General features: G+C 52.2%; 9 protein-coding genes. 4 read left to right on the top strand and 5 right to left on the bottom strand.

Features of this window, described 5'->3' with window-relative positions; translation table 11 throughout:
- Positions 1-18 precede the first annotated feature (18 nt).
- From BM485_13830 to BM485_13815, 4 genes are all read right to left on the bottom strand, one after another.
- Positions 19-501, bottom strand: a complete 483-nt coding sequence (locus BM485_13830) for a hypothetical protein (GenBank protein OKY74338.1) — start codon at positions 499-501, stop codon at positions 19-21.
- Positions 502-4299, bottom strand: a complete 3798-nt coding sequence (locus BM485_13825) for a hypothetical protein (protein ID OKY74337.1) — start codon at positions 4297-4299, stop codon at positions 502-504.
- Positions 4218-5438 carry an IS256 family transposase gene (locus BM485_13820; GenBank protein ID OKY74336.1) on the bottom strand — a complete coding sequence of 407 codons (1221 nt, stop codon included), beginning with the start codon at positions 5436-5438 and terminating at the stop codon, positions 4218-4220. Before BM485_13820 ends, BM485_13825 begins: the two co-directional genes overlap by 82 nt.
- Before the next feature lie 321 nt (positions 5439-5759).
- Complete coding sequence (locus BM485_13815) at positions 5760-6437, bottom strand: hypothetical protein (GenBank protein ID OKY74335.1); 678 nt, start codon at positions 6435-6437, stop codon at positions 5760-5762.
- Between the two features lie 138 nt (positions 6438-6575).
- Between BM485_13815 and BM485_13810 the strand changes: the two genes are divergently transcribed.
- From BM485_13810 to BM485_13795, 4 genes are all read left to right on the top strand, one after another.
- Positions 6576-6815 carry a hypothetical protein gene (locus tag BM485_13810; protein ID OKY74334.1) on the top strand — a complete coding sequence of 80 codons (240 nt, stop codon included), beginning with the start codon at positions 6576-6578 and terminating at the stop codon, positions 6813-6815.
- 211 nt (positions 6816-7026) lie between these two features.
- Positions 7027-7926, top strand: a complete 900-nt coding sequence (locus tag BM485_13805; GenBank protein ID OKY74417.1) for a hypothetical protein — start codon at positions 7027-7029, stop codon at positions 7924-7926.
- Between the two features lie 13 nt (positions 7927-7939).
- Positions 7940-8380, top strand: a complete 441-nt coding sequence (locus BM485_13800) for a hypothetical protein (GenBank protein OKY74333.1) — start codon at positions 7940-7942, stop codon at positions 8378-8380.
- Positions 8304-10061 carry a hypothetical protein gene (locus BM485_13795; GenBank protein OKY74332.1) on the top strand — a complete coding sequence of 586 codons (1758 nt, stop codon included), beginning with the start codon at positions 8304-8306 and terminating at the stop codon, positions 10059-10061. The genes BM485_13800 and BM485_13795 overlap by 77 nt, the downstream gene beginning before the upstream one ends.
- Positions 10062-10357: 296 nt before the next feature.
- Here BM485_13795 and BM485_13790 read toward each other — a convergent pair whose 3' ends face one another.
- The gene (locus BM485_13790) at positions 10358-11863 is read right to left on the bottom strand and encodes a hypothetical protein (protein ID OKY74331.1); all 1506 of its coding nucleotides are present in this window, start codon (positions 11861-11863) and stop codon (positions 10358-10360) included.
- Between the last annotated feature and the right edge of the window lie 8 nt (positions 11864-11871).

Here is an 11871-nt window from a genome sequence, read left to right as displayed (position 1 = left end):
CTGAATTCCGGCTCCGGATCAGTCCCCCCGCAGAAACAGGCACATGTATTCGCGTTCCGCCGCCGCCAGTTCCGTGGTTTTTTCCCGCAGCAGCATTTCAATAAAGTCGCGATGCCGCTTGAGGTCGAGATGGGTTTTCACCCTGGCCTGGACAATGGAGAGGTTAAATGGTTTTCTGATATAATCGACCGCGCCCATCTCCAGCGCCTTTGTTTCATCCCGGTCATCGATTCTGGCGGTGAGAAATATAATGGGAATGTCCTGGATGGCGGACTGCGCCTTTGCCTTGCGGCAGACTTCGTACCCGTCCATTTCCGGCATCATGACATCAAGCAGAATCAGATCGGGCCGGGGCATATCGGCCGCCCGCTCCAGGGCATCCGGCCCGTTGGTCGCCACCACCACCTCATAATTCGCCCGCAGCGCCTGGGCCAGCATTTTGATATTAATCGGCTCGTCATCAACGATCAAAACAACCTGTTTCCGGTGCCCTGTCTTCATCTATACCCCTCGCCCTTCCCCTGGGAGTTCAATTTTTTCCTTCAGTCGAGACAGCACCTCATCCGCCCGGTTGAAATCAAACCTGTCGAGATGTCCGCCGAGATCAGCCAGCAACTCCGCTGTTGCCAAGGAAGACAACTGTCTTTTCAGGACGAGAAAACAGTCCTCGGCCTCGATATTTTTTTCCCTGATCAGCTTTGCCAGCTCGGCAAGTGTCTGCTGAACAGCCGCCCCGTCGTGAGGGGGCGAGTCATGGTTATCAGGAGGTGCATCGTTCTCCTTTGTCGCAACCAAACTGATTGCCCCTAGCACCTCGACCAGTGCCGCCTGAAAAGCGTCCAAGCCCGTGTCAACCTCCTCCAGCCGGCCTGTTTCCGCCGCCTTTTCAAGGACATGGGCTGCTTCCCGCAATCTTTCCGCCCCCAGATTGCCGGCTATGCCTTTGACGGTGTGGGCAAGCAACATCGCCTCAGCCGTTTTCCCGCCCGCAAAGAGCATTCCAAGTTTTTCCGCCGCACCGCCGTATTCCCCGGCGAGATCATCCAGCAATTCAACATACAGCCTGCTGTTGCCCGCCAGCCGACGCAATGCGACCGCAACATTCAACCCCGGCAGGGTTGCGGGCAATTGCGGCCCTGCCGGCGGTGAAGGTTTTTCGGAAAGAACGACGCGGTCTTTCCCATTCGTTCTTTCCGGCGGGGCAAGCCACTTTTTTAAGGTCAGAAACAGCTCTTTTTCCTCAACCGGCTTGGCGACAAAATCGTTCATGCCGGCCTTGATGCACTTTTCCCGGTAGCCGTCCAGGGCATGGGCGGTCATGGCAATAATGGGCAGACCATGCCGGGCGGGATCCGCCCGGATCGCCGCTGCCGCCTCAAATCCGTCCATCACCGGCATCTGCACATCCATCAGAACAGCCTCATACCGCCCTTTGCCCACCGCCTCCACCGCCTCGCGCCCATTGCCCGCCACGTCGAAACAAATGCCCGCGCCTGCAAGAATTTCACCGGCAACCTTCTGGTTGACGATATTGTCCTCAACCAGCAGAATGGCCCTGCCGCTGAAATATCCCGGTTCAATGATTTGTTCATCACTCAGCTCAGCACCGCCGAAAGCTTTCTGGTCCGACTGCTGCCCGCACAATTCCAAAATGGTCTGAAAAAGCCGGGAGCGCTTTATCGGCTTACTCAAAAAGACATCCACCGCTTCGGTTGCCGATTTCTCAAATTCCTCCTCATGGGGAAGGGATGAAATCATGATAATCGGCACATCCGCAAGTCCCGGGGTCCGGCGTATTTTTTCAGCAATGCCGATGCCGTCCATTCCTTCCATGATGAGATCGGTAATCACCAGGTCGAAACACATCGGACCGTCGGAGGAAGCACGCAGATAGCCGCCCGCCTCTTCGCCGGATGAAGCGGTGGTTACCCGGCAGCGAAACGACTCCAGCGTCTTGCGCAACATCTGCCGCACCACCATATTGTCATCAATAACCAGCACGCGCAGCCCGCCAAGACGTTCCGGCAACAGCAGTTTCTGTTCAGGCTTTTCGTGCTGCAACGGAAATTCCAAGGTAAAACCGAAGGTGCTCCCCTTGCCGGGTTTGCTGAGTACCGTGATGTCACCGCCCATCATATTGACGAGCTTTTTACTGATGGTCAGTCCCAGCCCGGTGCCGCCGTGCTTTCTGGTGGTCGAGGTATCCGCCTGGACAAACGACTCGAAGAGGGTGGCGATTTTATCCGCCTCGATGCCGATGCCGGTATCCTTGACTTCAAACTGCAAGGTCACTGTGTCCGCTGTTTTCGCCTGACAGCGGACCGAGACGATAATTTCCCCCGTATCCGTAAACTTGACGGCGTTGTTGACCAGATTGACCAGAACCTGCTTCAGGCGCAGCGGGTCGCCGATGAGACGGCAGGGGATATCGTCCTCCAGGGAGACACACATCTCAACATGCGGTTTTTCGCCGATCCTATGGCTAAACAAATCCGTCAGGCCTTCCATTTCCGCGGCCAGGGAAAAACCGGTTTCCTCAATGCGGAGCTTACCCGCCTCAATCTTTGAAAAATCAAGAATTTCATTGATAATACCCAGCAACGACTGACCTGAATCCCGGATAACATTGAGATAATTTCTGACCTTCAGCGGCATTTCCTGCTTCAAGGCAATGCCGCTCATGCCGATAATGGCATTCATCGGCGTTCGTATCTCATGGCTCATATTGGCCAAAAATTCCGACTTGGCCTTATTGGCGTTTTCCGCCTTTTCTTCCGCCAGTTTCCGTTCAAAGGCCTCCTGCTCAAGATGTCGGTTGACCAGCTTGAGATCGGACGTCCGTTCTTCGACCTGTAATTTCAACTTTTGCGCATAGGCATCCTGAATTTCCTTTTTTTCCTCCTCCATCAACCGGAAACGGTCGGTCAAGCCCATGAAGAGTATGATGACCTCCCAGGCAGACCCTATCTGCAGGCCATTGGCGGTAAAAAAATTATTGGGCAGCAGGCCGAAACTTTTCAGGGCATAGACAACGACGCCGATCAAAAAGGCAATCCAGGCAACGGAATAAAAAATGGCGGGCCGATGGCCTTTCACCGCGCAGACGATGCCGGCGAAAATCAGCACGAAAACCGACAGACAAAGGCTCGATGATGCGCGGATACTCACCGGATAACTGGCAAAAGGAGAAATGACGAGGCCGACTACCGCCAGCACGACGATCGCCAGCAAGAGCTTGTCGAGCCTGGGCACAAGCTTTGCGGTATCCAGGGCCTTGCGGGTGAACAGGGTGGCAAAGAGAAAGGAAAAGAAGATAAAAAACGGGATATTGTTGTTTGCCCACCAGATGGAATCGGGCCAGAGATATTGAAAGGCCAGGCCATTGAGGTTGAGCTGAAACAGCATGTATCCGCCGATGAAGAGGACGTAATAAAGATAGGTAATATCTTTCAGGGTCAGATAAAAAAACAGGCTGAAAAAAAGCATCGTTACCAGGATGCCGTAGTAAAGGCCCAGCAGGGACTGTTCGAAAGAGATCCTTTCCGCAAGGGCGGTGGTTGACAGGAGGGTGAGCGGGAAATTCATCGAACTGGTCGTTTCACAGCGCATGAAAAAGGTTTTCTGCTGGAACGGCTCGAGCTCAACGGGAAAAATAAAATTTCGGAACTGAATATATCTTTCCTTAAACGGCAGAAAGTCACCCGCCTGCATCACCTTATAGCCCCCGGAGATGGGGATATACAGGGCTAAGTGGTCAAGCAGGGGGTAGCCGACCTCGATGAAATGTTTCGTCGATTCCGACAGATTGCTTTTCACGGTAAATTTCAACCAGTAGGCGGAATCGGTGAAACCGAAACCGGGGGTCTGTTCATTTGACGGAATAAACCTGCCGGCCGTTGCCTCAAGGGCAACCTCGGCAATGGTCATTTCGCCGGTGGGATCCTGCAGAAAATCAAGATGCATGCCGAGGGAGACAATCTCCGTTTTTTCGGCAAGCACCACCGGAGGCGCGGCATGCAGATGAGACGGCAGCGACACGCCGCAGCAAAGCAGCACCAGGAGAAAGAACGGCATGATGCGCGGGGAAAAGCCGTCAGTCCGGCGCGATGTAATGATATTTGTCGTTTTCAGAAGATGATGCCTCGCACAACGCTTTTTTTTCCGCCACCCTGCGGGCCTGTAAAGAATTTTGTGTAAATGGTTTTCATTTTTAATTTTCAATATGCAGGCATTCTGTCGCCGAACAAGATTGAAAAGCGGTTCAAGGCAGCCTTCCAGTCTCTGATTGGCATAGTCCATTTTTTGGCGATATTGTTCAGCGCCATGTAAAGCAGTTTAAGCATCGACTCGTCATTGGGAAATGAACCCCGGTTCTTGGTAACTTTGCGCAGTGACATGTTCAACGACTCAATAGCATTGGTGGTATATATCACCTTGCGTATCTCGGGCGAATACGCAAAAAATGGGGTGATTCTTTCCCAATTTCTTCGCCAGGATTGGCCGATGGACGGATGCGTTTTGTCCCATTTTTCTTCAAAGGTCATCAGTTCCATTTCGGCCTGCTCGGCTGTTGGCGATTGGTAAATGGCCTTGAGATCCGCAGCCACCTCTTTGCGCTGTTTCCATGAGACATATTTCAGGGAATTGCGCACCATGTGGACGAGACAGAGCTGGACCTGGGTGAAGGGGAAAACCGTCTCAATGGCTTCAGGAAAACCCTTGAGGCCATCGACGCAGGCAATGAAAATATCCTGCACGCCACGGTTTCTTAGCTCAGTCACTACCTGCAACCAGAACTTGGCGCCCTCGTTTTCGGCAACCCACATTCCCAGGACATCCTTGACGCCGTCCATGGTGATGCCAATAGCCAGATAGACCGCCTTGTTCTTAACATGCCCATTGTCGCGCACCTTAACCCGGATAGCGTCCATGTAAACAATGGGATAAATGGGGTCCAACGGGCGATTTTGCCAAACTTTAACCTCGTCAGCAACGGCATCGGTGACCGTTGAAATCAGGGTGGGAGAGACATCAACTCCGTAAATGTCTTCCAAGTGCCCCTGAATCTCCCTGGTAGTCATCCCTCGGGAGTAGAGAGAGATAATCTTGTCGTCAAAGCCGGGAAAGCGGGTTTGCCCTTTGGGAATGATGACCGGATCGAAACTGCTGTCGCGGTCGCGCGGGACCTCAATCGGCATTTTACCGAAGTCGCCCTTGATGGTCTTTGCAGAGTTACCATTTCGGGCATTACCGCCTTTGGTGACGATGGTTCCATGTTTTTCGTGGCCCAGGTGGACGGTCATTTCCGCCTGTAACGCCCGCTCCAGTAAGGCCTTGGTGAGCTGCTTGAGCAGCCCGTTTTCACCGATCAGTTCTTCGGGCTTCTGGTAATTGTAGTCGGCAAGTAAACGATCCAAAATTTCTTTATCAATGGCCATATGAGCTCCTTTTTAAAGGGTAGTTTTTTGACTTACTCAGTCATAGCCATTTACACAAACTATTTTACACCCTCCACCCTGCAGGCCGCCCCCTCTTTTTCGTTTTGAGGAGTCTACCGGTAAGTACCCGGGCAAAACGGCTGCCGTGTCAATCAGCGCCCTCGAGCTTCTTCCCGTCGCCTGAATTGACTTGATATACCGGTTCTTATTCTATAAGTTGATCAAGCTCGATCGCCAGGGCGTTAAAGAGACGGAGTTGGTTTAATAGTTTATTGAACCTTATTAAACCAACTCCGTCTCTTCGCGTCCCCTCATCAGTCTTCATTCTTTTTCCGCTGCGGTAATTGCAAAATTATAAAGCCGCCAATGACAAGCCACCTTTGTAAAACCAGCTTTTCTAAGCCAAGCAAAATGGTTTGCAAGGGTCATCGGATGGTCTTTTTCCATGTGCTTGGAATACCAGAACTCAGGATCTTCTCTTTGGGATTTCATGAATTCTTTCCAATGGGCGTATTGGTCCCGAACGACCGCGTAATCTTCGTCAATGATTATGTCCCTGGCCAGAAACAGTCCACCAGGGTTCAATGCAGAGTACAAGGTCTGATAGAATTTCTCCCTTTCTTCCCAAGCGAGATGGTGCAATGTGAGGCCGGCGATAATTACATCGTACCCTTTGCCGATTGAGTCGATACGGTAGTCCCCCTGCCTTAGCTCAAATCGCCCCGCATAGTTTGACAATTTACTTTCAAACGCATCCAGCATTTTCGCTGTCAGATCGAAACCGACTACGAACGAGAGAGGAAGTTTCCGAAGTACCAACTCGGACAAAACTCCATTCCCGCAGCCCACGTCGAGAACATGATAGTCTTTATCTCCTTTTGGCAACAGATCGTAGATTATTTCATGCTGCTCAAGATATTGCGGAACGAGCTTGACCATTAACTTTTCATACTCGTCTGCCTGCTTGGCAAAGTGCTCTTCAACTTGCTCTTGCCTCATAATTTTTCCCTTCATAAGAAAGCATAATACGGGGAGTTAAAATCGAAAGCGGTGTTTGCGGGAGATTTGAAAAAATAAATGACGTATCCTGTTGGAACAGTTCGCCAAAACTTAAATTCCAACAAAAAAGAATACGTCATGAACAACAGTAAAATTTTAGAACTAAAAAAGCCAGCGGAAATATCTGCCTTATTAAACCATCCGGCGATTTCCACCCTGGGTAACTCTGTGCGGAATTCAGGGGCTATTGGCAATGCTGGGCACGGGGTGGCCCTACTGCCGGCGATGGTTATCATCAAGGGGAAACACGTTAGGCGTTTCCCTTATTTCCCAGACAAGTATCTGTCGGATCATTTTGAAAGACCATCGTTTTTGTGAACCAAAAAAAATTTGACAAAGTACCACATTGTCGCGATACAAAATTTAGAATTGTGGGCAAAAACAACATCTATACGACATTTTGCCATATATGGGAGGGCCGGCAAGACGATTTTTCTGGTGGCAGAGCGGGAGTGCAAAGGCTGCTGCATTGATCCTGTCACTGCATCGACAAGAGAGAAGGAGATGAAACATGAAAAAAAAGAAGAAGTTGCGATGGTTGCAGACCTATGCGCAAAGGGTCGCCCTGGGGCTGGGTGCGGGTTGCGCCTTGGTGATTCTGATCGGAATCACGCCGGTATTCGCCGCTGACAGCGAAACGTGTGCCGGGTGCCATGAAACCGCGGTTGCCGACTTCAACGCCTCCTTTCACGCCCGGGCCTGGCAAGGAGCCAACGGCTGCCAGGCCTGCCATGGCAATGCTGATCAGCACCTGGAAGAGTCAAGCAAGGAGGCCATCATATCCTTTGCCAAGGATGGTGGACGTTCTGCTGAAGAGCTGGCCGCCCAGTGCCTGAACTGTCACTCGTCGTCAAGTCAGTTGGCCTTTTGGGAAAACAGCATGCACAACACCGCCGGACTCTCCTGTGGCTCGTGTCACAGCGGCCACTCCAGTGAGCCCATGAACCTGAAAGTCGGGCAGACGGAACTCTGTTTTTCCTGCCATCGGGACATTCGCTCCCAGTCCAACCGCCAATCCCACCATCCCATTGTCGAGGGTAAGGTCTCATGCAGCGACTGCCATGATCCCCACGGCGGCTTCGGCAATAAGATGATCAAGGCGGACAGTGCCAACGACCTCTGCTACTCCTGCCATTCCGACAAACGCGGACCCTACATGTGGGAACATCCGCCGGTGGAGGAAAACTGCATGACCTGCCATACGGCGCACGGCAGTAACCACAACAAGCTCCTGACCCGCAAGACCCCGCATCTCTGTCAGAGCTGCCATGACTGGACCTTTCATCCCAGCACCGCTTATAACGACAGTGGCTCCTTTTCGAACGGCACACCGACTCGCCAGCTTGTCGGACGTAACTGCTTGAATTGCCACAATAACATCCACGGCAGTAACGGGGCTCCCTCACTGGGACTCCGGTACGTGCGATAGAGGAGGGATGAAGATGAGTGAACAGAGCCAAGAGAGAAAAACCATGAAAAAAATATATTTTCCGGTAGCTGTCATGCTGGGCCTGCTTGTGCCGATGGCAGCGGGCGCCGAGGAAGCACAGCTGGGTGGCGAAATTGAATTGACTCCTCAACTGGTTGATATCAACGGCAGCACGGCCAAGTTCCAGGAGTATCGCGACCGGGATGACGGCATTTACGGCAATCTCCGCCTCTGGCAGGAGTCGGAGAATTTCTTTTTCCGGCTTGATGCGGAAAATATCTCCTATGACGATCAGAGCTATCGTTTAAAAGGGGGCAGCCACGGCAAATATAAGTTTAACCTCTATCATGACGAGATTCCCCATAACATCACCTTTGATGCCCGGACCCCTCTGGCCGGGGCCGGCACGGATCGCCTGGTGTACAGCGGCGCCCCCCCCCCTGAACAATCCTGACCCTGACGACTGGAACACCTTTGACTACCAAATAAAGCGCGAGAAGCAGGGTGGCGGACTGCGTTTTGACCTGCTGAAGCCCTTTTATCTGGATGTTTCCTTTAATCATGAAAACCGGGATGGCATCAAGCCGGCCGGCACCTCCTGGAATCTGGTGCCAGGGGGTGGAACCAGAAGGGTAATGGAGATGCCGGAGCCGGTGGATTATGCCACCGACAGTCTGTCCACCGAGATTGGTTATGCCCTGGATCCCTTCTATGCGGCGTTGTCCTATCAGTACAGCACCTTCAATAACAGCAATGAATGGCTCCACTACATGCACCCCAACTCCGGGGCCATGGAGGGCTTTTCCCTGGCGCCGGACAACGATTATTACAAGTTCAACTTCAAGGGCAAGGCCAAGCTTCCCCTGCGCAGCGCCCTGAGTGTCGGGGCAGGCCGGGGTGTCACCGAGGGGGAGACGGTTCTGCGTGATCAGTATCTAAGCGACATCGGTGTCCCGGTGGCGGTCAACTACTCAGACCCTGTTTTTGACGGCAAGCTGGTGACCACCAATTATGACACGGTCCTGACCAGCCGGCCGCTGAATTTCCTCAACACCCGACTCTTCTATAAGTATTACGAGAAGGAAAACCGCTCGGACGAGATAATCATCGATAGCACCTATCACAATCATCTCTTCGGCTATGAGCAACGCTCCTATGGCGCCGAGGTCGGCTTTCACCTGCCCCAGCGCGTCACCCTGACCCCCTCTTACAAGAATGTCAAGACCGAGCGTGATCGGGGCGATCTGATCGAGACTAAGGACAAGATCTATGGGGTGAAGGCCATCTGGGCCGGCTTTGATTTTCTGACGGTCTCCGCCGGCTATGAACGGCTGGACCGGGATGCCGACTGGCAGCAGCTCACCGTGGTAACCGGCAACCAAGCCACGGCGGACGGCATTGAGCCTTTTGTCCGACGTTTTGACGCGGCGCCCCAAGACAGGGATACCTACCGGTTCACCTTGGATTTGTATCCCATGGACAATCTCAGCGTGGTGCTGGGTTATCGTTATATGGAGAGCGAATACACGGATACCATCCTGGGTCTGCGCGACGAAGAAAATACCATGTATGATATCTCGGCCGATTACATCCTGGGCCAGGTCACTCTGGCCGGTTATTTCGCCTATGATATAACCGAGGCTTACCAGTACCAGCGGCGCCTGAATGCCTTCCCTTACAATCCCGATCCCTCCCTGGGCTCCATCGCCGGCAGCTACAACTGGAGCGTCGAGGATGAGTTTGACAACTATGATTTCGGCGTCTCCGCCCAGGTTGTGGTGGTGCCCGACAAGTTACAGCTCAAGGCACAGTATGACCATGTCCGCTCAGACGGTAAGGGAGACATGACCATCTATGACGCCGCCTCAGTGCCGGCCGGCTATGATAACAACACCATTGATTTTGAAAACTGGGATGATTACAAGAAGAAGTCCCTGCAGATCAAGGCAATCTACACGGTCAACCCGAAACTCACCACCACGGTGGGTTATGCCTACGAGCGTTATCGCTATAGTGACGCCACCCTGGATGACTATGACTACCGGGTCGCCTCTGACGATTACCTGACCGGTGCCTATGCCGATTCATCCTATGAGGCCAATGTGGTCTTTGCCACCATGAAGTATTCCTTTTAGGGGAATCTTAGGGATGGTTGGTTAGCCAAAAAAAGGCGGCCGATGCAAAAAAGCATCGGCCGCCTCGCGTTTGGCTACCCCGTGGTTGGTGAATTCAAATATAGGTTGGCCAAGTCTCTTTTATTGCCCTCCTGCGAATAAACCTGCCCTGCCGGCCGTCTGCAGGTCCGGCATACCCATGCCGACGCTATCTGGGATGATCAGCCCTGATATGCCGGTGCGGGCCATCACATCAGGGAATATCAACAGGAGACAAGAGCGGCGGCGACAATCAAAGGGAGACGACAAGGCACGAATCAACCGTCGCAGGCTTGCAGGGCAACCTCAAGAAAATCGGGACGGAGATGCAGTTTATCAAGATGATATCTGCCGTTTGCGCTGAGTTCACTATTGGCCGTATGCCGGAAAACATCCAAAAAAAGAATGCCCTTTTCTTTTGTTTTCCCGGACAAATACAGATTATAATCTCGTACTGTTTCGAGATAGCTCCTTTTGTCTTCAGCGGCCAGCTTGGCGAATTTCACCTTGTCGGGCGCGGGAACTCCCGCGATAATGGGCACTATTTCTTTCTGTTGCGCCCTGGTGACGACAAAATCCAGGTAGCCGTCCGCTGTTGCCCGCATGATCTCTTGTGCGTCGGCATTTTTTCCCCGGCAATGATGAAAAATTCCTTCATCGCACCTGCAATCGATTTCCCCTATCATAAAAACAACATGGGAACCCGGGCGGAGAGCGGCAAGATTTTTTTCAAAGGCAAGTTTGAATTTATTCGGCCCGTTTTGGGCCAAATGCCATGCCTTGACCCCCATAATGAGATGCGATCTACAGAGATACCTGCGGTCATGAAATCGGACAAGTCGGTTTGCCGGAGAAAGACAGTGGCTGTCACCGACAATATGGAGAATTTCGGGATGGGGCCCCTCGGCCGGCGAGGCGATTTCCCCGGCAAAAGGTTGTAGCGCTTCCAGGAAGACATAATAGGCCTGCCTGTGTTTCATGTAATCGGCATTGGCGACAAAAATGGTTGTAAAAATTTTGTCCCGCAAGAAATGCAGCGATTGCTCATAGGCCGGGATGTCACCCGTGATCCATGCGCAAAGTGCTTTTGAAACAGTAACATCGATTCGATGTTCGTTATCGAGGGTGGTGTCGGCAAGAAGCGTGTTGAGTCGCGCCAGGTTCTTTTCAGCCCCTTCCTCGATGAACATTGCTTCGGCATAATAGATGGCTGCCTTGGGATTATTCGGTTCAACCGAGAGCGCCCGTTCATAAAAACGGATGGCTCTGTGCAGATCCCCCTGCTCAAGAAAGAGAAAGCCCTTATTCAGCAGGGCATTGAAAGAGCGCGCATCCTTGCCGAGCAGGAGATCATACAGCGCCAGGGCCTCGTCGAATTTCTTTTCCTCAACCAGCAAATTGGCCAGATTATTGAGACAAACCGAATTTTGCGGATCAGCGGCAACACTTCGCCGCAAATAGCGGATTGCCTCGGTTCTATTCCCTTCCCGTCTGCAGCACGTGCCGAGATTATAATTTGCTCCGGCATGAAACGGATTTATTTGCAGGGCTTTTTTGTAGTATTCTTTTTCCTTGTCGCAATCTCCGGCAAGTTTATGCAATACTCCCAGAAAATTACACAACTCATAATCAGCCGGATGTATCGCAAAGGCCTGTTCATAAAAATGAATGGCTTTCGTGTAATTACCCTGCCGATAACTGATATCGCCATGTTTTCTCAAGGTAACGGCAGCGCTGTCCGGTGCTGCCTTTTTCTTGTTTTTTTTCAGTTTCTTCGGGTTCATTGTCGTGC

Source organism: Desulfobulbaceae bacterium DB1 (assembly GCA_001914235.1).
In the GTDB taxonomy this organism is placed as follows: Bacteria; Desulfobacterota; Desulfobulbia; order Desulfobulbales; family SURF-16; genus DB1.
The sequence above is the reverse complement of the archived record's forward strand: the minus strand, read 5'-3'. Positions and strand labels throughout refer to the sequence as shown.

Coding starts and splice junctions, on each gene's coding strand:
- BM485_13830 (OKY74338.1), bottom strand. CDS start 501: ATGAAGACAGGGCACCGGAAACAGGTTGTTTTGATCGTTGATGACGAG.
- BM485_13825 (OKY74337.1), bottom strand. CDS start 4,299: ATGGACTATGCCAATCAGAGACTGGAAGGCTGCCTTGAACCGCTTTTC.
- BM485_13820 (OKY74336.1), bottom strand. CDS start 5,438: ATGGCCATTGATAAAGAAATTTTGGATCGTTTACTTGCCGACTACAAT.
- BM485_13815 (OKY74335.1), bottom strand. CDS start 6,437: ATGAGGCAAGAGCAAGTTGAAGAGCACTTTGCCAAGCAGGCAGACGAG.
- BM485_13810 (OKY74334.1), top strand. CDS start 6,576: ATGAACAACAGTAAAATTTTAGAACTAAAAAAGCCAGCGGAAATATCT.
- BM485_13800 (OKY74333.1), top strand. CDS start 7,940: ATGAGTGAACAGAGCCAAGAGAGAAAAACCATGAAAAAAATATATTTT.
- BM485_13795 (OKY74332.1), top strand. CDS start 8,304: ATGCCCGGACCCCTCTGGCCGGGGCCGGCACGGATCGCCTGGTGTACA.
- BM485_13790 (OKY74331.1), bottom strand. CDS start 11,863: ATGAACCCGAAGAAACTGAAAAAAAACAAGAAAAAGGCAGCACCGGAC.